This window comes from Pelomonas sp. SE-A7 (genome assembly GCF_030345705.1).
GTDB lineage: Bacteria > Pseudomonadota > Gammaproteobacteria > Burkholderiales > Burkholderiaceae_C > JAUASW01.
Window position 1 is genome coordinate 294,897 of sequence record NZ_JAUASW010000001.1, and the last position, 19,364, is coordinate 314,260.

Here is a 19,364-nt window from a genome sequence, read left to right on the forward strand (position 1 = left end):
CTCAGCTCCTCAATGCGGCATCAATGGAAATGGCGGCCTGCTTGCCGTGCTCCACGGCTTCGACCGTCAGGTCGCGCCCGCCGAAGCGGCAGTCGCCGCCGGCCCAGACCTTGGCATGGCTGGTGCGGCCCTGCTCGTCGGTGGCGATGCGGCCGCCCTTCAGCTCGATGGCGGGAACGTCGGCCGGTTCGAAGCTCTGGCCAATGGCCTTCAGCACCATGTCGGCCTCGAGCACGAATTCCTCACCGGTCTCGACCAGCTTGCCGCCCTCGGTCTTGGTGACGGCGAAACGCACGCCGCTGACCTTGCCGCCGCTGGCGACTATCTCCTTCGGTGTGGCCCAGAGTCGCAGCGTGACGCCGTTCTTGCGTGCCCAGTCCTGCTCGTAGCCTGAGGCGCTCAGTCCTTCCTCGCCGCGGCGGTAGACCATGGTCACCTCGCGGGCACCGAGCAAGCGGCTTTGCACCGAGGCATCGACCGCGGTCATGCCGCCACCTATGACGATGACCTTGCGGCCCACCGGCACGCTGTCCGGCTTGTCGGCCTGGCGCAGCTCGGCAATGAAGTCCACGGCATTGGCCAGGCCCTTGACCGAAGGCTCGTTGATGCCCAGCGCATTGACGCCGGCCAGGCCCAGGCCCAGGAAGACAGCGTCATGCAGCTCGACCAACTGGGCCAGCGTGACGTCGCGGCCCAGCACGGTCTCGTGCCGCACCTCGATGCCGCCGATCGACAGCAGCCATTCGACTTCCTTCTGCGCAAAGTCGCCGGCGGTCTTGTAGGTGGCCAGGCCGTACTCGTTCAGGCCGCCGAGCTTGGGATTGGCGTCTATCAGGGTGACGGCATGGCCGCGCCGGGCCAGGCCATGGGCGGCGGCCAGGCCGGCCGGGCCGGCGCCGACCACGGCCACCTTCTTGCCCGTGGCGGGCTCGCGGGTGAACAGCGGAGCGCCGGGCTTGGCGAAGAACCCGTCGGTCGCGTAGCGCTGCAGCATGCCGATCTCGACCGGCTTGCTCTCGTTGGTGTTGCGCACGCAGCCTTGCTCGCAAAGCACCTCGGTGGGGCAGACCCGGGCGCACATGCCGCCCAGCGGATTGGCCTCCAGGATGGTCTGCGCCGCGCCGCGGACATTGTCCTGGGCGATGCGCTGGATGAAGCTGGGGATGTCTATGCCCGTGGGACAGGCGGTGGTGCAGGGCGCGTCGTAGCAGTAGTAGCAACGCTCGGCCTCGATCAGCGCCTGGGTGCGGTTCAGCGGCGGGTGGGCATCGCCGAAGTTCTTTGCATACTGCTCGGGCGCGAGGCGTCCGGGATGCAGGCCTGGCTGGTTCTGGTCCATCGAAGGGCTCCTGGCTGGGCTTGCGCGGCCGCAGCCGCAACAAGTGAATAATTTACTGATTAGTAAAAAATCACCAGTTGGTAAATTCCCGCATGGCGTACAGCGGATGGCGTGCTGAGATCGGGGCCTGATCCGCTGTCGAGATAATCCGCGCCATGCCCTCGATTGCCAAGAAGACCGCCAGCAGTCCCCGCCCGCCGCGCCAGGCGCGCATCCGCAAGGAAGCCCAGATCCGTGCCGAGGCCGAACGCCAGTTCGCCCAGTACGGCTTCGAGGGCAGCTCGCTGGAGATGATCGCCGCCGGCCTGGGCCTGAGCCGCCACAACCTGCTTTACTACTACCCCAGCAAGGACGGCCTCTACCGTGCCGTGCTGGAAGACGTGCTGGCCGAATGGCTGGCGCGCATGGACGGCATAGTCGCCGGCACCGACCCCGAAGCGGCGATGCGCGACTACGTGGCAGCCAAGCTGCGCTTCTCGCGCGAGCGGCCGGCCGGCTCCCAGGTCTTTGCCCGCGAGGTGATGGCCGGCGCTCCGCGCTTTCGCGACGCCATCGAGGCCCGCGTGCTGCCGGCCCTGAATGCCGACGTGAAGACCTTCGAGCGCTGGGCCCGTGAAGGGCGCATCGCCAGCCTGGACTTCCGCCACCTGATGTTCAGCCTCTGGGCCAGCACCCAGGCCTATGCCGACCTGGGTGCACAGTTCGCCATCCTGCTGGGCAAGCCGGCCTTGGACGGCGACGATTTCAAGGCGGCCGAGGACGTGATCCTCAAGCAGGTGCTGGCCGCCCTGCAGGCTTGAAGCGACCGGGCGAGAATGCCGCCCATGCAAGACGAGACAGTCAATACGAACCGCCCCGAGGGCTTTCAGCGGGTCAGCCAGGCGCTGACCGGCAAGTCCCATCCCCATCAGCCGCTTTGGCTGGAAGTCGCCGCCCGTACCTCGCAGGAAGCGGCCGACGCGCTGGGCGTCAGCCTGGGCCAGATCGCCAAGTCCGTGGTGTTCCGCCGCAAGGCCGACGACCAGGCCGTGCTGGTGATCGCCTCGGGCGACCGCCGGGTCGACGAGAAGAAGCTCAAGGCACTGACCGGCCCGCTGTCGCGTGCCGATGCCGACTTCGTCAAGGCACGCACAGGCTTCTCGATCGGCGGCGTTTCGCCGCTGGGTTTTGCACCGGCCGAGGGCCATGCGGTGCCGCAGCTGTTCGTCGATCAGGAGCTGTTCCGCTTCGACGTCATCTGGGCCGCCGCCGGCCATCCCAACGGTGTGTTCAAGATGACACCGGCCGAGCTGGAAGCGCTGACCGGTGCGCCGGTGATCGACGTCGTTCAGGTGGCCGCATGATGAATCCCTGCCCACCCCCCGTGGCCATAGGCGTGGCTTCGCCCTGCATCAACATCTGCCGCATGCATGCGGCCAGCGGCCTGTGCGAAGGCTGCGCCCGCACCATTGACGAGATCGCCGGCTGGTCGCGCATGGACGATGCCGGCAAGCGTGCCGTCTGGGCCCTGCTGCCGGCGCGCCGCGAGCACCTGGCCGGGCAGGGTGTGTTCATTGCCGCCGAGGAAGACCTGCCATGACGATCAAGACTCTGCGCTTCTATTTCGACCCGATCTCGCCCTACGCCGCCCTGGCCTTCGAGCGCCTGCCCGAAGCGCTGGCCGACTGCGGCAGCTACCAGGTCGACTATGTGCCCATCCTGTTCGCCGGCCTCCTGATGGCCCATGGCCAGAAGGGCCCGGCCGAGATCGAGAGCAAGCGCAAGTGGACCTTCCGCCAGATCGCTTGGGCAGCCCAGCAGCTGGGCATTCCCATGCAGACGCCGGTCCAGCATCCGTTCAACCCGCTGCCGCTCTTGCGCCTGGCCTGGGCCTGCGGCGAGCCGGGCAACACGCCGAATCGCCACCAGGTCGAGAAGATCCTCCGGCATGTCTGGCGTTCCGGTGGTGCCGATGCGGCCGATCCGCAGCGCCTGGCGGCCCTCAGGCAAGACCTGGCCCCGCGCCAGGATCCGGCCAGCGAGGCGATCAAGGTCAGGCTGCGCGAAGCCACCGAGGAGGCGCTGCTCAAGGGCGTGTTCGGCGTGCCCACGATAGAGCTGGACGGCCGCCTCTTCTGGGGCCTGGATTCGCTGCCCATGGTGGCCGCAGCCTTGCGCGGCGACGCCTGGTTCGAGGGTCCTGATTGGGACGCTGCCGGGGCGCCACGGCCAGGTGTGGTCAGACATTGACGGGGCCGGGCAGGCGGCCTGGGACAAACCCGCGCCTGCCCACTATTTCTCACATCGAGAAATTCAACCCTAGGGTTGCTGCCGGGTTTGTCAGCCAGGGTTCAGCTTGGCGTCAGAGACCGGTCAGAGCGCGCGACCAAGATCGCGGCGTGGAATCACCGGGCGGTGGTTCACGCAATATGAAAGCTCTACCGGAGACAAGCATGGCAACTGCATCCGCGGTTTCCACCAACACGCCGATGACCGGCGAGGAAAAGAAGGTCATCTTCGCCTCGTCGCTGGGCACCGTGTTCGAGTGGTACGACTTCTACCTCTACGGTTCGCTGGCGCCGATCATCGCCAAGCAGTTCTTCAGCGCCCTGGACCCGCAGGCCGCTTTCATCTTTGCGCTGCTGGCCTTTGCCGCGGGCTTCATCGTGCGCCCCTTCGGCGCGCTGGTGTTCGGCCGCCTGGGCGACATGATCGGTCGCAAGTACACCTTCCTGGTGACCATCCTGATCATGGGCCTGTCGACCTTCATCGTCGGCCTGCTGCCCAGCTATGCCTCCATCGGCGTGGCCGCCCCGGTCATCCTGATCGGCCTGCGCATGCTGCAGGGCCTGGCCCTGGGTGGTGAGTACGGCGGTGCTGCCACCTATGTGGCCGAGCATGCTCCGCATGGCAAGCGCGGCGCCTACACCTCGTGGATCCAGACCACGGCGACGCTGGGCCTGTTCCTGTCGCTGATGGTGATCCTGGGCACCCGTACTTCGCTGGGCGAGGATGAGTTCGCCAAGTGGGGCTGGCGCATCCCGTTCATCGTCTCCATCCTGCTGCTGGGCATCAGCGTCTGGATCCGCCTGTCGATGAACGAGTCGCCCGCCTTCAAGAAGATGAAGTCGGAAGGCAAGACCTCCAAGGCGCCGCTGAGCGAGTCCTTCGGCCAGTGGAAGAACCTGAAGATCGTGATCCTGGCGCTGGTGGGCCTGACCGCCGGCCAGGCCGTGGTCTGGTATTCGGGCCAGTTCTACGCGCTGTTCTTCCTGTCGAACGTGCTCAAGGTGGACGGCCCCACGGCCAACATCCTGGTCGCGGTCTCGCTGGTGATAGGCACGCCGTTCTTCGTGATCTTCGGCACCCTGTCCGACCGCATTGGCCGCAAGCCCATCATCATGGGCGGCCTGCTGCTGGCCATCGTCACCTACTTCCCGCTGTTCCAGGCGCTGACCGAAGCGGCCAACCCCAAGCTCGCCGCCGCCCAGAAGTCGGCCGAGATCGTGGTGACCGTGGACCCGACGCAATGCTCGTTCCAGGGCAGCCCGGTCTCGCGTGACGTGGACTTCACCAGCCCCTGCGACATCGCCAAGCGCACGCTGGCCCAGTCGTCGGCCAGCTACAAGACGGTGGAACAGGCCGGCGCTCCGGGCGTGGTCAAGATCGGCGACAAGGAAATCGCCGCTCCGACCGCCACCACCATCGCCGGCGGCAACAAGTTCTCGGAAGAGAGCGCCAAGGCCATCGCCGCCTTCAAGAAGGACGTGGCCGAGTCGATGAAGGCCGCCGGCTATCCGGCCAAGGCCGATCCGATCCCGTTCGGTTCGTCCGGCTGGTGGAAGATCGTCGCCATCCTGACCATCCTGGTGCTGTACGTCACCATGGTCTACGGCCCGATCGCGGCCATGCTGGTGGAACTGTTCCCGACCCGCATCCGCTATACCTCGATGAGCCTGCCCTACCACATCGGCAACGGCTGGTTCGGCGGCCTGATGCCCACGATCGCCTTCGCGATGGTGGCGCAGAACGGCAACATCTATCACGGCCTCTGGTACCCCATCGTCATCGCCGCCGTCACCCTGGTGATCGGCACGCTGTTCGTCAAGGAAACCAAGGACGTGGACATCTACGCTCACGATTGAGACAGACCCGATCTGACGAAGCTTGAGGCGGCCTGCGGGCCGCCTTTTTTTGTCTGGTCGCCGCTCAGTTCAGCGTCAGGCAGCACGGCCAGAATCGGGGCTTCTACGATTTCCAAACCCTGAGGATCCTGTCATGTGGAAAGTGCTCGTCGGCTTCATCGCCTTTGCCGCCCTGGCCCTGTTCATCCTGTCGCGCGGCGGCAATATCGACATGGGCGGCGAGAAGCATGACCTCGGCAGCCATGCCGAGCCGGCGGCTTCCGCTGCCTCGGCCGCAGAACCGGCCTCCGCGGCCAGCGCCCCGGCCTCGGCCGCCTCGAACTGAGGACATGCGGCGTCACCGGGCGCCGATATAGTGGGTCGCCTCAGCCTGTCCGCCACCCGACGCAGATTCGGGGGCGGGGGAACGGGCATCTCTAGGGAGGTAATCCATGTTGTTAGACGCCTTGTTCGCGCGCGTGCCCAGCGTGCGCGCCCGCCTGTTCCTGCTCACCGCCATCCTCAGCCTGCTGATGGCGGCGCTCGCCCTCTACAGCCTCAGGCTGCTGGAGAGCTCCAACGAATCGCTGCGCACGGTCTACGATGACCGCGTCGTGCCCCTGCAGCAGCTCAAGACCGCCTCGGACCTGTATGCGGTCAATATCGTCGACACCACGCACAAGCTGCGCATGAAGCAGCTGTCGCCGGACGAGGCGAGGCGGCTGATAGACGCGGCCGGCAGCCAGGTCCAGCAGGTCTGGCGCGCCTACACCGAGACCTTTCTGGTGCCCGACGAGAAGGTCCTCGTCGCCCAGGTCCAGCCACTGATGGTGCAGGCCGAGCTGCTGCGCCAGGACCTGCTCGCGGCCCTGGGCAACGAAGCCCAGCTGGAACGCCTGGCCCGTGATCGCCTGTACCAGACCATTGATCCGCTGACCGACAAGCTCGGTGCCCTGGTCGACCTGCAGCTCAAGGTGGCCAAGCAGGAGTACGAGGACGGGCTGCAGCGCTATTCAGATGCCCGGCTGGCGACCTGGCTGGGGCTGCTGGCCGCCATCGGCGTGGGCCTGGCGGTGGCCGTGCTGATCACCAGCCGCATCATGCGGTCGCTGGGCGGCGAACCCAGCGAGGTGCGCGAAATCGCCGAGGGTATTGCCGGCGGCGCGCTGAACCAGCGGGTGCGGCTGCGCCAGGGCGACCAGAGCAGCGTGATGGCCTTCATGAGCAGCATGCAGCGTGGCCTGGCTTCGCTGGTCGGCGAGGTGAGGGCCAATGTGGACGAGCTCAACGCCGCCTCGGGCCAGATCGCCCAGGGCAATATCGACCTGTCGGGCCGTACCGAGGAGACCGCCGCCACCACGCAGCGCGCCAGCGCGCGGCTGGACGAGGTGATGCAGCGGCTGCGTTCGCGAATAGGCCACGCGGCCGAGGCCCGCAAGCTGGCCGAGGGCACGCGTGACGTGGCGCGGCAGGCCGGCAGCCAGATGAGCGAGGTGATCCATGCTATGCGCGGCATCGACGATTCGGCGCGCCGCATCGGCGACATCATCGCCACCATCGACGGCATCGCCTTCCAGACCAATATCCTGGCGCTGAATGCCGCGGTGGAAGCGGCGCGGGCCGGCGAGTCGGGCCGCGGCTTCGCCGTCGTGGCCTCGGAAGTGCGGGCCCTGGCCCAGCGCTCGGCCACGGCGGCCCGCGAGATCAAGGACCTGATCGGCGACGCCACCGAGCGCACGGCCGGCGGTTCCCAGCAGGTCGATGCCACCGGTCAGACGCTGCAGCAGATGGTGGCCGAGATCGAGTGCCTGGGCTCGCTGATGCTGAGCCTGGACCAGAGCTCGGGCCGCGACAACGAGGACATCAGCGAGCTGCAGTTGCAGGTGCGCGAGCTGGACCGCGTGGCCCAGCAGAATGCGGCCCTGGTCGAGGAGATGGCGGCGTCCAGCGAGCAGCTCAGGGACCAGGCCGGGCGGCTGGCCCAGGCGGTCCAGGTCTTCAGCGTCTGACCGATCCGCTACTTGAGCTGGGTGCCGGTCGAGTCGTAGACGCTGACCGTGACCGGAATGCCGGCGGCCACGCTGCGGGTCACGGTGCAGTAGTCCTCGAACGTGGCCAGCACACGGTCCAGGTGCTGCAGCGAGGCGGCCGGCACGCCCAGGCGCAGCTCGGCCTGCAGGCCGACCACGCGCACCCGGTTTTCGGCATTGCGGCCCAGCAGGGCCGTGATGCGGCTGCTCAGCGGCTCGGGCGATTGCCTGTACTTGCGCAGCGCGAACAGCAGCGAGTTGGACATGCAGTTGCCTACGGCCGCGGCCAGCAACTGCACCGGCGAGGGGCCGCCGGCCTGGCCCAGCGGCGGCGGTTCGTCGGCCAGCAGTGGTATCACGCCGTTGCCGAACTCGACCAGGAACTGGTAGTCGTGCTGCTGTCGCAGCTCGATGCTGACCGTGGCTTCGCTCATCGCTCGGAACTCCCTGTCGTTGAATCCGCCGGCCGGGCCGGCCTGCGGTCTCGCAGTATCGTGCGCCCATGATTCCCGAGCACCGTCTGCGGCTTCAGCGTCAGCTGGCCGGCATCTGCCAGCCCTTGCCCGATGGCGGCCAGCGCCTGCTGCTGGACGGTCGCCCGCTGGGCTGGCTGGACCAGCGCAGGGCCGTCGTGTTGCGTGAGCTTTGGCCGGCCTTGATCCTGGATGAAGAAGGCCTGCAGTGGCGCTCGCGCGGTCGGACCGCGGCCGAGTTGTCGGCGGAGATTGGGGCGGTCGCCCAAAGTCTGCAGGCTCTCGGGGAGATCACCGGCTGGCGCAACGAACTCTACCGCTGCGAGGCCGATGCGCGCGGCGCGGCGCGGGGCCGGGCGCTGTTCCGGCTGGAACGCTCGGCCTTCCGCTTCTTCGGCTTGCGCAGCCGGGCGGTGCATGTCAATGGCTGGAGCCTGCAAGGCCAGCTGCTATGTGGCCGTCGCGCGCTGAGCAAGGCCACCGATCCTGGCGCACTGGACAACCTGGCGGCCGGCGGACTGGGGGCCGACGAAGCGCCGCTGGCCTGCGCGCGGCGCGAGCTGTGGGAAGAGGCGGGTCTGCCGCTTTCGCAGCGCGTGGGCTTGAGCTGGCGCGGCTTGGTCCATGCGCGCCGCGTCGAGGCCGGCGGCCTGCATGACGAGCTGCTGCATGTCTATTCCTTGGAGCTGCCGGCCGGCTTCCAGCCGGTCAACCGTGATGGCGAGGTCAGCAATTTCCTCGCCCTGAAGCCAGACGAGGTGGTGGCGCGACTGGGCGAGTTCAGTCCCGATGCGGCCGCAGTCAGCAGCCTGGAGCTGCTGCTGGGAGCCTAGCTCGCCAGCGCTGTGGCCTCGCTCTGCTGGCGGCGCGCCAGCTTGTCCAGGGCCAGCAGGTGGTCCTCGATGAAGTCCTTCTCGACCCGGTCGCGTTCCATGCGCTGGATCTGCTCCTGCAACTGGGCCTTGAGCCGCTCCAGTTCGCCGCGGTGGGTCTGCACCTCGGCCTCGGACGAGTCGGCGCGGTGCTCGGCATGCTTGAGCATGTTCTTGCTGTCGGCCAGCAGGGCCTGGACCTGCTGGAGCTGGTCCTGCATGGCCTTGATCTGGCTGCGCTGCTGCAGGCCCTGCTCGGTGCGCGAGCGGCCGGCCTGGCGCTCGGCCTCGTCGGCCCGTTTGCGCGAGGCTTCCAGTTCGGCGAGCAGGCGGCGGCGCTGGCTCAGCAGCCGCTCCAGCTCCACTTCCTGCAGCCGCTTCCATTCCTCGTAGCGCTGCTCGGTCACGCCTTCCAGCGAATCCAGGGCACGCAGCCGCTCGGTATCGGGCTCGGGCTCGTCGAGCTCGAAGCTGGGTTCTCCGTTCTGCTGCGGCTGGGTCAGTGCCTGGCGCTGCCAGGCCACCGCGCGTTCGGCGCGCTCGATCATGCGCATCAGCTCGATGGCCGTGTTCCTGAGCATGTGGCCGGCATCGCGCGACTCGCCCAGCGCATGGGCGATGTACTGCTGGCGGCGCAGCTCATGGGCGTTCATCTTCAGGTAGCCGGCCACGGCGATCACCATGAACACGCCATTGGCCGTCAGCACGCCGATGCTGGCGAGGCTTTCGAGATTGATGGCCATGGCTTCAGGTCAGGAAGATGCTGATCCGGCCTTCGCCTATGCCGGGCAGGCGCAGCTCGAAGTCGCTGCGGCCGTTGTTGCGCTCCAGCAGGGCGGCCAGCTTGTCGAAGGGCTGGCTGCTGAGCTTGGCGGCATTGAAGGCCGGCACGTCGGTTGCGGTGCGCTTGCGCAGCTGGCCGGCCAGCGCCAGCATGAAGCGCTTGGCGTTGTCCACATGGGCCTGGGTGGGCCGTGCATTGGCGCGCGCCTGGCGGATCTCCTCGGGCGAACTGCCGGCCGCCATGCCGCCTATCAGGCAGACCGCGGCGGCATCCAGCAGGCCCAGCGCATAGGCACCGTTGCGGCCAGCGCTGCTGTAAAGGGCGACCAGCTGCGGGCATTGCTCCACCCAGGCGGCGTCCTCGAAGCTCTTGTTCAGCTCGTAGCTGCGCGTGCCCAGATGGGTGAACAGCAGCTGCTGCAGCTGGGCCACGGATTCCACGGCGGCAGGGCGCGCGGTTGCCGGCACCGGCGCCGGTGTGTTGTTGCCGCCGCGCAGGCAGTGGGCCACGGCATTGCGCAGCGCGCGGTCCTCGAAGGGCTTGTGCAGCACGAAGGCGGCACCGTTGCTGCGAGCCTGACTCATGCAGTCGGCCGCGGTCTCGGTCGTGATGAAGCCGACCGCCATGTCCTTGTGGCCCATCTGCCGCAGCGTCTGCAGCATCTCTATGCCGCTGCCGCCCGGCATGTGCCAGTCCGACAGCACCAGGTCGGGCTGGAAGCTCTCGACCTGGTCGAGCGCCTCGGCACCGTTGCTGGCCGTGCGGACCTGCACCGGATCCATGTCCTCGGACTCGAGGATGCGGCGGATGATGGCCTGGATCGCCCTGCTGTCGTCGACAACCAGGACCCGTCTCGGCGCTCCCACCGCGCCCATGTTCTGCACCATTTCTTGCTCCTGTCCCCTGGGTTCTTCGACCCGGGTCCCGTTGATGACGGAGCTCCCTGACTGCTTCGCATGCCGGCGACCGGACCCTGCGACGAGCTCTTGTAATGTCAAGCCGGTCGCTGGTACTTCACGCCGGCTTCGTTGTGGGAGCGGAGTGTGTGGCGAGTCGGCGCGCGGCGCATCGGGAAAACGCGGGCGTTTGTCGCACGTCGGCTCGAATCCGTTCAAAAGCGTGCGTATTTCGCGCAGCCATTTCGACCCGCGTTGGGGGTGTTGTGGCGCCCTGCGTACAGGGCGCCCGGGTTTACCCCTGCTTTTGCCAGCGACCGTCGATCAGCATTTCATGCGGACGGAAGTTGGCCTTGTAGGCCATCTTCTGGCTCTGGGCGATCCAGTAGCCCAGGTAGAGGTGGGACAGCCCCAGTTCGCGGGCCTGTTCGATCTGCCACAGCACGTTGTAGGTGCCGTAGCTGGCCTCGTCCTCGGGCTCGTAGAAGGTGTAGACGGCGGACAGCCCGTCCGAGAGCACATCCAGGATGGAGACCATCTTCAGCGCCCCCAGGCCGCCGCCGGGCAGGGGCTCGCGGAACTCGACCAGGCGCGAGTTGATGCGACTTTGAAGCAGGAACTGGGTGTACTGGTCGACGCTGTCCTGGTCCATGCCACCGCCGGAGTGGCGGCCAGCCTGGTAGCGCAGGTAGAGCTCGTAATGCTCGGGCTGGAAGCTCAGCGCCATCACCCGGGCGACCAGATGCTGGTGCTGCTTCCAGGCGCGACGCTGGCTGCGCGAGGCCTGGAAATCGATCACCGGCAGTCGCAGCGGCGTGCAGGCGCGGCAGCCGTCGCAATGCGGCCGGTAGGTGAACATGCCGCTGCGCCGGAAGCCGGCCGCCACCAGGCCGGAATAGGCGTCGGCATGGATCAGATGGCTGGGCGTGGCCACCTGCGAGCGCGCCATCCGCCCCGGCAGATAGCTGCAGGGATAGGGCGCGGTGGCATAGAACTGCAGTTGCGCGAGCGGGAGTTCCTTGGGCGTGCTCACGGGGCTATCAAGCTAGGAGGCGATGGAGTTCAGTCAGAGCCGATTCTGGCATCGAGCAGGGCCCAGTCGGCGGCGCGGAAACGCCAATCCGAGGGGGCCGGCTCGTGCACCGTCAGTGCCAGGTGCTGTTCGAAGTCGGCACGCGGCCGCTCGCGGGCGCCCAGCGAGGCCAGGTGCGAGGTGTTCTGCTGGCAGTCAATCCAGCGGATGCCGTGGCGCCGGCACAGGCAGATCAGCGCCGCCAGCGCGATCTTGGAGGCGTCGGTGCGGCGCATGAACATCGACTCGCCGAAGAACATGCGGCCCAGGTTGAGACCATAGAGGCCGCCGGCCAGTTCGCCGTCCACCCAGGTCTCGACGCTGTGGACCACGCCTTCGCCGGCCAGCCGGGCATAGGCCTGCTGCATCTCGGGCAGGATCCAGGTGCCGTTCTGACCCTCGCGCGGGCTGTCCGCGCAGGCGGCGAGTACCGCGGGCAGAGCGCTGTCGATGCGGATCTCGCAGCCCGGCGTGCGCACAAAGGCCTGCAGGGCCTTGCGCAGAGAGCGCGAGAGCTTGAATTCGTCCACCGCCAGCACCATGCGCGGCTCGGGGCTCCACCAGAGGATGGGCTGGCCGTCGGCATACCAGGGGAAGATGCCGCGCTCGTAGGCCCGGCGCAGCCGCTGGGGACTGAGGTCGCCACCGGCCGCCAGCAGGCCCGGCGCATCGCTGTCCGGCCCCAGGGCCAGCGAGGTGGGCGGAAAGTCCAGGTCGCGCTCGTCCAGCCAGGGAATCATGGGCGCCGATGGTAACGTCCGGCCCACCATGAGCATCACCCTTTACGGCATTCCCAATTGCGACACGGTCAAGCGTGCCCGCCTGTGGCTGGACGAGCATGACCTCGCCTACCAGTTCCACGACTTCAAGAAGGCCGGCGTGCCGGCCGAGCCGCTGGCGCGCTGGCTCAAGGAATTCGGCTGGGAGAAGGTGGTCAACCGCGCCGGCACCAGCTGGCGCAAGCTGGACGAGGCCCAGAAGGCCGCCGTCGTCGATGCCGCCTCGGCCACGGCCCTGGTGCATGAGCAGCCCAGCGTGATCAAGCGCCCGGTCGTGCAATGGGCCGACGGCCGGCTCAGCATAGGCTTCAACGAGGCGCTGTTCGCCTCGCACGGCAAGGAGTGAGGCCCGCATGTTCACCGGCATAGTCCAAGGCCTGGCCCAGGTGGCAGCCATTACCGAGCGGCCCGGCCTGCGCAGCTTCACGCTGCAGTTCCCCCAGGGCTTCTGCCAGGACCTGGAGATAGGCGCCAGCGTCTCCAGCGATGGCGTCTGCCTGACCGTCACGGCCCTGCATGGCAGCGACCGCGCCGACTTCGACGTGATGCAGCAGAGCCTGAACCTCACCACGCTCTCCGGCCTGCAGCTCGGCAGCCGCATCAATGTGGAGCGCGCGGCGCGCGACGGGGCCGAGATCGGCGGCCATCCACTGTCCGGCCATGTGGACTTCATGGCCCGCGTCGAGAGCATCCGCCGGCCGGAGAACAACCATGTGCTGCGCATCGCCGTGCCGGCGCCCTGGATGCGCTACATCTTCGCCAAGGGGTACATCGCGGTGAACGGCGCCAGTCTGACCGTGGCCGAGGCCGGCCGCAATGCCGATGGCTCGGGCTGGTTCGAGGTCTGGCTGATCCCCGAGACCCTGCGCATGACCACCTTCGGCGAAAAGGCCGAAGGGTCGGCGCTCAACATCGAGATCGAGCGCCAGACCCAGGTGCTGGTGGACACAGTGCGTGCCACCGTCGAGGAGAGGCTGGGTGCCCTGTTGCCGGCGCTGGAGAAGCTGCTGGCGCGCGAGGGCCTGGGCGACCTGCTCTGAGCTAGCGCAAGACCTCGACCGAGAAGCGCGCCGCGCCATAGGCATCGCAGCCGTCGCCCTGGCAGTTGCCGGGGCCGCCCAGCAGCAGCGGGGTGGGGCGGGTCCAGGCATTCAACAGGGCGCTGGCCTTGTCGCCGGTGGGCAGCTTCAGGAAGTAGTACTCGCGCTCGCTGCTCAGCAGGCTGAAGTCGCGCGGCTCGGCACTGACCAGGACCAGGAAATGCTCGGCGCCCGCCGGCTCCGACGTGTCCATCAGCCAGCTGTTCTGCGGCAGCTGCAAGGTCTGACCGGCCCGGATCCGGTTGTCGCTCACCTGCGAGTTGGGGAACAGCAGGGACAGGCTGCCATCGGGCCCCAGCACCATCACGTAGACATGGCCCGCCCGAGCCGAGCTGACGCTGAAGGCCAGCCGGTCACGGCCTATGCCCAGCCGCGTGGCCGCGGGCTTGGCCGTGACACCGAAGTCGGGCGTCTGGCCGGCCAGCAACTTGTCGAATTCGGTGACCGCATCGAAGCGAAGCGGCGGCTTCTGGGCCGGAGCCGCCGCCTGGGCAGGCGCAGGTGCTGGCGCCGGCGCCGGAACTGCATCCGGCTTGCCAGCCAGCAGCAGGTAGGCGCCGGCGCCCAGGCCGACCAGGGCCGCGGCACCCAGCACCAGCGGCAGCCGGCTGCTGCCGGACCGTGCCGCCGCGACCGGTGCCGGCGCCAATGAGCTTGCGGGCGGCTCTTCACGGGGCCGTATCAGTGTCGGCATCTGCGTGGTCGACATCGGCGCCGACGAGGGCGCCAGGCCGAGATCGCGCCGCAGGTCGGCCATCGTCTGCGTGCGGCTCTCGGGCCGCACCGCGAGCGCCCGGTCCAGCGCTTCCAGGAAGGCCGGCGAATAGCGTCCGGCGGCCACTTGCGCCAGCGGCTCGTAGCTGTCGCCCATCAGCCGCCCGACGGCCGCCGGCGGCGTCTTGCCCGTGATCGCGAAGTGGATCGAGGCGGCCAGCGCATACACGTCGGTCCAGTCGCCCTGCTTCATCTGCGGCGCCTCGGCGTACTGCTCGATGGGCGCATAGCCGGGCTTGAGGATGACGGTGAGGTCCTGCGTCATGTCGCCAATGACGCGGCGCGCCGCCCCGAAGTCCAGCAGCAGCGGCCGACCGCTGCCTGCGAGCAGAAGGATGTTGTCGGGCGCGATGTCGCGGTGAAAGCAGTGCTCGGCATGGATCACCGAAAGTGCCGCGGTCAGCGGATCCAGCATGCCCATCAGCCAGGCTTCGTCGGGCGGCTCCGGCAGGCGGCGCAGCTGCTCCTTCAGCGTGATGCCCTCGTAGAAGGGCATGACCATGTAGGCCGTGCCATTGGCCTCCCAGAAGCGGTAGACCTTGAGCAGCGAGGGATGGTCGAACTGAGCCAGCAGCTTGGCTTCATTGATGAAGCTGCGGCGGCCGGCTTCGAAGGTTTCGCGGTGACGGGCGCTGCGCACCTGGACCTGGCTGTCACCGCCCCGCGCGGCCAGCGCGGCCGGCATGAACTCCTTCAGCGCCACCGATCGCTCCAGCGAATGGTCCCAGGCCTTGTAGACGATGCCGAAGCCACCCTCGCCGAGCACGCTCTGCAGCTCGAACTCGGCCAGATAGGTGCCTGTGGCCAGGGCGTTGCCGCTGCCGCCGGCCTCCGGGGCCGCGGTCACGGCGCCGGGCCGGGTGACCACCGTGCGGTCGCTGTCGTCGGGCGGCGTGGTGCTCATCAGTCAGGGGTCCTCAGGAATTCTTGGGCGCGCCTATCCAGACGGCGACGGCGCTGAAGTTGTCGTGCCGCGCCTTGCCGGCAGCGGCGGCCTGGCTCAGCACCGTCTGCTCGATCAGCTTCAGCCAGGCCAGCGGTGTCGCGGCAGCGGCCAGACTGAGGGCCATGGCGTCGTCGTCGACATACTCCCAGACGCCGTCGGTGCAAAGCAGGAACGCGTCGCCGGTCTGCAAGGGCCAGGCCTTTTCGCTGCTGCTCAGCACCAGATGTTCGGGCTCGCTGCCCAGCGCCGACAGCAGCTCGCTGCGACGCGGATGATTGCGCGTCTGCTCGGGCGTCAGCAGCCCGGCATCGACCAGCGACTGCATCAGGCTGTGGTCACGGGTGCGCTCCAGCAGCTTGCCGCCCCGAAAGCGGTAGAGCCGCGAATCGCCGACATGGCCCCAGAGCGCTTCGGCCCTTTCGAAGTTGATGAGCAGGCACACCACGGTGGTGTACATCTGCGCCCGCGCACCGGACCGCTCACGGTTTTTCAGGATCGCCTCGTTGGCGCCGAACAGCAGGTCGCCCACCTGCTCGGGCTCGGAGACCGGCGCCTTGGAGAACTGCTCGATCACATGCGAGACGGCGAGCTGCGAGGCGATATCCCCGCCGCCATGCCCGCCGGCGCCGTCGGCCACCACGACGCAGAGGTGGCGCTCCGAATGCCAGTGGCTGCAGGCATCTTCGTTGTGGTCGCGCCCGCCGCGCCGCGACAGCATGGCCAGTTCCAGCGCCGGCAGCGCGCCCACGTCGCGCAGCGAGTCGGTGAGCGGTGCGCTCTGGCTGTCCATCAGTCAGGGCTCCGCTTCAGCGCTTGGACCTGCTCGTCGTAGGCGGCCTGGAAGGCCTGACCCAGCAGGCTGTGGAAATCGGCTTCGGCGGCTGCGCTGATCTGTTCGTAGCGTTCGACGTACAGCTCCCACAGCCGGGCCCGCTGGCTGCCGGGCAGGCCTGGAAGCAGGCCCGGGCGCGTGTCCAGCTGCGCTTCGAAGTCCCGCGGGTCGAAGCGCTGCAGCAGGTTCTCCAGTGCGGCGCGCATGCCCGCCACGAAGCCGAACTGATGGGCCCGCAGATCGGCATAGGCATCGCGAAGTGCCGGCACCGCAGGCATGAAGCCGCGCGACGGAGGCGCCAGCAGATGTTGCAACGCAGCCTCGGCGGATGGAGAGAACTTCAGAGGATTGTTGGCTCTTGCGGTGATGACCGTGGTCTCGGCCCGGACGTCGCGCTTGGTGGCGGCGCGCGTCTGCAGCAGCTCCACGGTGCCTGAGGCGGCTTCGTACAGCAGCTCGCCGATCAGGTGCAACAGCTCGGGCGTCAGATGCTGAAGCTGCAGCTGGGGCATCTGCAGGCCTTTCAGCAGGGCCTGGACCAGCACGGCTTCGGCGGAATCAGGTGCGATGGCCTCGGCCGTGACCGGAGGCTCCTGGCCGGGGCGGGCCTGGGCCTCGGTGCGGCTCCAGGCCTGCGGCACATCGGCGCCATGACGCGGATAGATCGAGGCCAGGGTTGGACTGATCGGTGCATTGGCCGCATGCGCTGGCGACAGCAAGGCCTCGGCCGGCGCGCTCTGCACCCTCAGCACATAGCTGCCGATCTGCAGCAGGTCGCCGTGGTGCAGGAGGCGCTCACCGGCGACGCCCACGGCATGGCCGTTCACCATCACCGGGTTGCTGCCCTGATCGACGATCCAGAAGCTGCCGTCGCGGAAGATGATCTGCGCATGCACGCGCGAAATCGTGAAGTCCGGGTCGGGCAGCACCAGGTGATTGGACTTCGAGCGGCCGATGCTCCCGCCCGTTTCGTCGAAACGTGCGGACAGCGCGGCGTCCTTGGCAGCGCTGTTGAAGGAGACAAGCGTCAACGTGGTCATTGGCTGTACTCGACCTCTGCTGGCCCCTCGAGGCCGCCTGACAAGCCGGAAAAACGGCGGCCCGCCAAGGACTGCTCGCAGCATACAACTGCCGCTTGCGCCTGCGCAGCCCCTGAATGCGCAGCTCGCTAGCGCAGCACTTCGACCGTGAAGCGTGCGGCGCCATATTGCTGGCAGTCCTGACCCTGGTCGCAGCCGGCGCTGCGGCCGAGCAGCATCGGTGTGCGCTCGGCCCAGCGGCTTTGCAGCGCCCCGGCTCGTTCGCCTGTCGGCAATTGCAGGAAGCCTTCCACACGCTCCTGGCTAAGTGCCGAGTAGTCGCGGGCGACCGCACTGACCAGCACGATGAAGTGCTCGCTGCCGGTCGGCTCGGCGGTTTCAAGCGCCCAGCTTTCCTGCGGCAGGGTCAGGGTTTGACCGGCCTTGATGCGTTGCTCGGGCACCTGCTGGTTGGGCAGCAGCAATTGCAGGCTGCCGTCGGGGCCCAGGACCAGGACCTGCACGAAGCCGTCGCGCGAGGCGCTGAGCTCGAAGCCAAGACGGTCCCGGCCGATGCGCAGCTGCTGCTTGGCCACGCGGACCTTGACCTCGAAGCCGGGCGTGCGGGCCGCCAGCAGTTGGTCGAATGCGGCCTGCGCATCGAAGCTGGCGGCCACTGGCGGCAGCGATGCCGCCGACGCGGCCGGCTGAACCTGCGCCGGCTCGCGCCGCCCCTGCAGCCAATAGGCCAGTCCGGCGCCCAGCACCGGCAGCAGTAGCAGGATCAGCCAGATCGCACGACGGCCGGGCTTGGCAGGCGCCGGCGGGGATGGAGCCGGACCGGGCGTCGGCGTTGGCGTCATCCTTTCGATGATGGGAGCGACCGTCTTGTCCGCAGCAGCGGCGGTTCGTGGCTCCAGCCGGGTCGGTTCGAACTCGGTGCGCGACTCGATGCGTGTGGCCTCGAACGGGGGCCTGGCCTCGACGCGGGTGGGAGCGAAGTCGGTGCGCGTTTCCAGTTGCGTAGCCGGGAAATCGGTGCGCGGCTCGACCCGGGTCGGCTCGATCGTCGGTTCGAGAATCTGGGTCGCGGGCAGGGCACCGCCGGAAGGCAGGACCTGGGTGGCGGGCAAGGCCTCGCCGGCGGGCAGGACCTGCGTGGCCGGCAGTGGCTCGCTCGGCGCAAGGATCTGCGTGGCCGGCAGCGGCTCGCTGGGCAGTAGGGTGGTGGTCGGCTCGGTGGGGCGGGTGGTCGCCGCGCCTAGGTCGGCAAGGCCCAGATCGGCACGGAACTGCGCCACCGAGCGGGTGCGCTGGTCGGGCCCGAAACGCAGGGCCTTGTCGATGGCGCCGAGCAGGCGTTCGCTGTAACGGCCGGCCAGCTGCTGGCTGATCGGCTTGTAGCTGTCGGACACCAGGCGGGCGACGGCCGGTGGCGGGGTCTTGCGAATCAGCGCGAAGTGGACGGAGGCGGCCAGCGCGTAGACATCGGTCCACGGCCCTTGCTTCATGTGCGGCACCTCGGCGTATTGCTCGATGGGGGCGAAGCCGGGCTTGAGCATGACGGTCAGGGCCTGGGTCATGTCGCCGATGATGTGGCGCGCGGCGCCGAAATCCAGCAGCAGCGGGCGCCCGGTCGGCGCCAGCAGCATGATGTTGTCGGGTGCGATGTCGCGGTGATAGCAGCGCTCGGCATGCAGGACCGACAGCGCGTCGGTGAGCGGGTCCAGCAGGCTCATCAGCCAGGCCTCGTCGGGCGGACCCTCGAGGCTGCGCAGCTTCTCCTTCAGCGTCTGGCCCTCGTAGAAGGGCATGACCATGTAGGCCGTGCCGTTGGCTTCCCAGAATCGGTAGACCTTGACCAGCGAGGGATGGTCGAACTGAGCCAGCATGCGCGCTTCATTGACGAAGCTGCGCAGGGCGATCTCGAAGGTGGGTCGCAAGGCCTCGGACCTGACCGCCACATGCTGGCCGTCGGTGCGCGCGGCCAGGCTGTCCGGCATGTACTCCTTGAGGGCCACGCGTCGCTGCAGCGAATGGTCCCAGGCGCGGTAGACGATGCCGAAGCCGCCTTCGCCGATCACGCTCTGCAGTTCGAATTCGCTGAGGTAGGTACCCAGGGGCAGGGCATTGCCACTGCCGACGGCGGGCGCCTTGTCTGCTCGAGATGGGTCAGGCGGCTGGCTGCTCATGGACGAGGAGGATGGACGCGGCATTCTGCGGCATGTGAGGAGGCTGCACAACGCATCGGCGTGGAAGACACGCCTATCCCTAGAACAGGGGGCAAGGCGCCTGAAAAGGCGTGACAGCTTGTCACCAAGCGATGTAACACTGCGTATCGCCCG

20 protein-coding genes are annotated in these 19,364 nt (G+C 68.1%); 10 read left to right on the forward strand and 10 right to left on the reverse strand.

Annotation, left to right across the window (positions count from 1 at the left end):
- Position 1 precedes the first annotated feature (1 nt).
- Entirely contained in the window at positions 2–1,339 is a 1,338-nt protein-coding gene (locus tag QT382_RS01365; protein ID WP_289252254.1) for an NAD(P)-dependent oxidoreductase, read from the reverse strand.
- Positions 1,340–1,494: 155 nt separating this feature from the next.
- Here QT382_RS01365 and QT382_RS01370 point away from each other — a divergent pair, with 155 nt between their 5' ends.
- From QT382_RS01370 to QT382_RS01400, 7 genes are all read left to right on the forward strand, one after another.
- Positions 1,495–2,139 (forward strand): TetR/AcrR family transcriptional regulator, encoded by a 645-nt coding sequence (locus tag QT382_RS01370; RefSeq protein ID WP_289252255.1) that lies wholly within the window; start codon positions 1,495–1,497, stop codon positions 2,137–2,139.
- Positions 2,140–2,163: 24 nt separating this feature from the next.
- Positions 2,164–2,682 carry a YbaK/EbsC family protein gene (locus QT382_RS01375; protein ID WP_289252256.1) on the forward strand — a complete coding sequence of 173 codons (519 nt, stop codon included), beginning with the start codon at positions 2,164–2,166 and terminating at the stop codon, positions 2,680–2,682.
- Positions 2,679–2,918: a DUF1289 domain-containing protein gene (locus QT382_RS01380; RefSeq protein ID WP_289252257.1), complete on the forward strand. Its 240-nt coding sequence runs from the start codon at positions 2,679–2,681 to the stop codon at positions 2,916–2,918. The genes QT382_RS01375 and QT382_RS01380 overlap by 4 nt, the downstream gene beginning before the upstream one ends.
- Complete coding sequence (locus QT382_RS01385) at positions 2,915–3,568, forward strand: 2-hydroxychromene-2-carboxylate isomerase (RefSeq protein ID WP_353957247.1); 654 nt, start codon at positions 2,915–2,917, stop codon at positions 3,566–3,568. Before QT382_RS01380 ends, QT382_RS01385 begins: the two co-directional genes overlap by 4 nt.
- Before the next feature lie 203 nt (positions 3,569–3,771).
- The gene (locus QT382_RS01390; RefSeq protein WP_289252258.1) at positions 3,772–5,463 is read left to right on the forward strand and encodes an MFS transporter; all 1,692 of its coding nucleotides are present in this window, start codon (positions 3,772–3,774) and stop codon (positions 5,461–5,463) included.
- 133 nt (positions 5,464–5,596) lie between these two features.
- Positions 5,597–5,788 (forward strand): hypothetical protein, encoded by a 192-nt coding sequence (locus tag QT382_RS01395; protein WP_289252259.1) that lies wholly within the window; start codon positions 5,597–5,599, stop codon positions 5,786–5,788.
- A 106-nt stretch (positions 5,789–5,894) separates the two neighbouring features.
- Positions 5,895–7,451, forward strand: coding sequence for a methyl-accepting chemotaxis protein (locus tag QT382_RS01400; RefSeq protein ID WP_289252260.1), 1,557 nt, complete (start codon positions 5,895–5,897; stop codon positions 7,449–7,451).
- Between the two features lie 8 nt (positions 7,452–7,459).
- On the opposite strand, the gene QT382_RS01405 is transcribed toward QT382_RS01400, so the two are convergent.
- Positions 7,460–7,906 carry an OsmC family protein gene (locus QT382_RS01405; RefSeq protein ID WP_289252261.1) on the reverse strand — a complete coding sequence of 149 codons (447 nt, stop codon included), beginning with the start codon at positions 7,904–7,906 and terminating at the stop codon, positions 7,460–7,462.
- Positions 7,907–7,974: 68 nt separating this feature from the next.
- Between QT382_RS01405 and QT382_RS01410 the strand changes: the two genes are divergently transcribed.
- Complete coding sequence (locus tag QT382_RS01410; RefSeq protein WP_289252262.1) at positions 7,975–8,778, forward strand: NUDIX hydrolase; 804 nt, start codon at positions 7,975–7,977, stop codon at positions 8,776–8,778.
- Here QT382_RS01410 and QT382_RS01415 read toward each other — a convergent pair.
- The 4 genes from QT382_RS01415 to aat all read right to left on the reverse strand — a co-directional run bounded on the left by QT382_RS01415 (position 8,775) and on the right by aat (position 12,309).
- On the reverse strand, positions 8,775–9,560 hold the full coding sequence (locus QT382_RS01415; protein ID WP_289252263.1) for a hypothetical protein: 786 nt from the start codon (positions 9,558–9,560) through the stop codon (positions 8,775–8,777). The genes QT382_RS01410 and QT382_RS01415 overlap by 4 nt on opposite strands.
- Before the next feature lie 4 nt (positions 9,561–9,564).
- A complete protein-coding gene (locus QT382_RS01420; protein WP_289252264.1) occupies positions 9,565–10,488 on the reverse strand; it encodes a response regulator in 924 nt (307 codons plus the stop codon).
- Positions 10,489–10,792: 304 nt separating this feature from the next.
- Positions 10,793–11,530, reverse strand: a complete 738-nt coding sequence (locus QT382_RS01425; RefSeq protein WP_289252265.1) for an arginyltransferase — start codon at positions 11,528–11,530, stop codon at positions 10,793–10,795.
- 29 nt (positions 11,531–11,559) lie between these two features.
- Positions 11,560–12,309 carry a leucyl/phenylalanyl-tRNA--protein transferase gene (gene aat, locus QT382_RS01430; RefSeq protein WP_289252266.1) on the reverse strand — a complete coding sequence of 250 codons (750 nt, stop codon included), beginning with the start codon at positions 12,307–12,309 and terminating at the stop codon, positions 11,560–11,562.
- Positions 12,310–12,337: 28 nt separating this feature from the next.
- Here aat and QT382_RS01435 point away from each other — a divergent pair, with 28 nt between their 5' ends.
- Both QT382_RS01435 and QT382_RS01440 read left to right on the forward strand, forming a co-directional pair.
- Positions 12,338–12,694, forward strand: coding sequence for an ArsC family reductase (locus QT382_RS01435; protein ID WP_289252267.1), 357 nt, complete (start codon positions 12,338–12,340; stop codon positions 12,692–12,694).
- Positions 12,695–12,701: 7 nt separating this feature from the next.
- Entirely contained in the window at positions 12,702–13,388 is a 687-nt protein-coding gene (locus QT382_RS01440) for a riboflavin synthase subunit alpha (RefSeq protein WP_289252268.1), read from the forward strand.
- Position 13,389: 1 nt separating this feature from the next.
- Here QT382_RS01440 and QT382_RS01445 read toward each other — a convergent pair whose 3' ends face one another.
- The 4 genes from QT382_RS01445 to QT382_RS01460 all read right to left on the reverse strand — a co-directional run bounded on the left by QT382_RS01445 (position 13,390) and on the right by QT382_RS01460 (position 19,211).
- On the reverse strand, positions 13,390–15,126 hold the full coding sequence (locus tag QT382_RS01445) for a serine/threonine protein kinase (protein WP_289252269.1): 1,737 nt from the start codon (positions 15,124–15,126) through the stop codon (positions 13,390–13,392).
- A gap of 13 nt (positions 15,127–15,139) precedes the next feature.
- Positions 15,140–15,958, reverse strand: coding sequence for a PP2C family protein-serine/threonine phosphatase (locus QT382_RS01450; RefSeq protein ID WP_289252270.1), 819 nt, complete (start codon positions 15,956–15,958; stop codon positions 15,140–15,142).
- Complete coding sequence (tagH, locus tag QT382_RS01455; protein WP_289252271.1) at positions 15,958–17,031, reverse strand: type VI secretion system-associated FHA domain protein TagH; 1,074 nt, start codon at positions 17,029–17,031, stop codon at positions 15,958–15,960. The genes QT382_RS01450 and tagH overlap by 1 nt, the downstream gene beginning before the upstream one ends.
- A 137-nt stretch (positions 17,032–17,168) precedes the next feature.
- Entirely contained in the window at positions 17,169–19,211 is a 2,043-nt protein-coding gene (locus tag QT382_RS01460; RefSeq protein ID WP_289252272.1) for a serine/threonine-protein kinase, read from the reverse strand.
- Positions 19,212–19,364: the final 153 nt, after the last annotated feature.

Excerpts from the sequence above, each read along its gene's own strand:
- QT382_RS01365 (WP_289252254.1), bottom strand. The coding sequence starts at position 1,339 with ATGGACCAGAACCAGCCAGGCCTGCATCCCGGACGCCTCGCGCCCGAG.
- QT382_RS01370 (WP_289252255.1), top strand. The coding sequence starts at position 1,495 with ATGCCCTCGATTGCCAAGAAGACCGCCAGCAGTCCCCGCCCGCCGCGC.
- QT382_RS01375 (WP_289252256.1), top strand. The coding sequence starts at position 2,164 with ATGCAAGACGAGACAGTCAATACGAACCGCCCCGAGGGCTTTCAGCGG.
- QT382_RS01380 (WP_289252257.1), top strand. The coding sequence starts at position 2,679 with ATGATGAATCCCTGCCCACCCCCCGTGGCCATAGGCGTGGCTTCGCCC.
- QT382_RS01385 (WP_353957247.1), top strand. The coding sequence starts at position 2,915 with ATGACGATCAAGACTCTGCGCTTCTATTTCGACCCGATCTCGCCCTAC.
- QT382_RS01390 (WP_289252258.1), top strand. The coding sequence starts at position 3,772 with ATGGCAACTGCATCCGCGGTTTCCACCAACACGCCGATGACCGGCGAG.
- QT382_RS01395 (WP_289252259.1), top strand. The coding sequence starts at position 5,597 with ATGTGGAAAGTGCTCGTCGGCTTCATCGCCTTTGCCGCCCTGGCCCTG.
- QT382_RS01400 (WP_289252260.1), top strand. The coding sequence starts at position 5,895 with ATGTTGTTAGACGCCTTGTTCGCGCGCGTGCCCAGCGTGCGCGCCCGC.
- QT382_RS01405 (WP_289252261.1), bottom strand. The coding sequence starts at position 7,906 with ATGAGCGAAGCCACGGTCAGCATCGAGCTGCGACAGCAGCACGACTAC.
- QT382_RS01410 (WP_289252262.1), top strand. The coding sequence starts at position 7,975 with ATGATTCCCGAGCACCGTCTGCGGCTTCAGCGTCAGCTGGCCGGCATC.
- QT382_RS01415 (WP_289252263.1), bottom strand. The coding sequence starts at position 9,560 with ATGGCCATCAATCTCGAAAGCCTCGCCAGCATCGGCGTGCTGACGGCC.
- QT382_RS01420 (WP_289252264.1), bottom strand. The coding sequence starts at position 10,488 with ATGGTGCAGAACATGGGCGCGGTGGGAGCGCCGAGACGGGTCCTGGTT.
- aat (WP_289252266.1), bottom strand. The coding sequence starts at position 12,309 with ATGATTCCCTGGCTGGACGAGCGCGACCTGGACTTTCCGCCCACCTCG.
- QT382_RS01435 (WP_289252267.1), top strand. The coding sequence starts at position 12,338 with ATGAGCATCACCCTTTACGGCATTCCCAATTGCGACACGGTCAAGCGT.
- QT382_RS01440 (WP_289252268.1), top strand. The coding sequence starts at position 12,702 with ATGTTCACCGGCATAGTCCAAGGCCTGGCCCAGGTGGCAGCCATTACC.
- QT382_RS01445 (WP_289252269.1), bottom strand. The coding sequence starts at position 15,126 with ATGAGCACCACGCCGCCCGACGACAGCGACCGCACGGTGGTCACCCGG.
- QT382_RS01450 (WP_289252270.1), bottom strand. The coding sequence starts at position 15,958 with ATGGACAGCCAGAGCGCACCGCTCACCGACTCGCTGCGCGACGTGGGC.
- QT382_RS01460 (WP_289252272.1), bottom strand. The coding sequence starts at position 19,211 with ATGAGCAGCCAGCCGCCTGACCCATCTCGAGCAGACAAGGCGCCCGCC.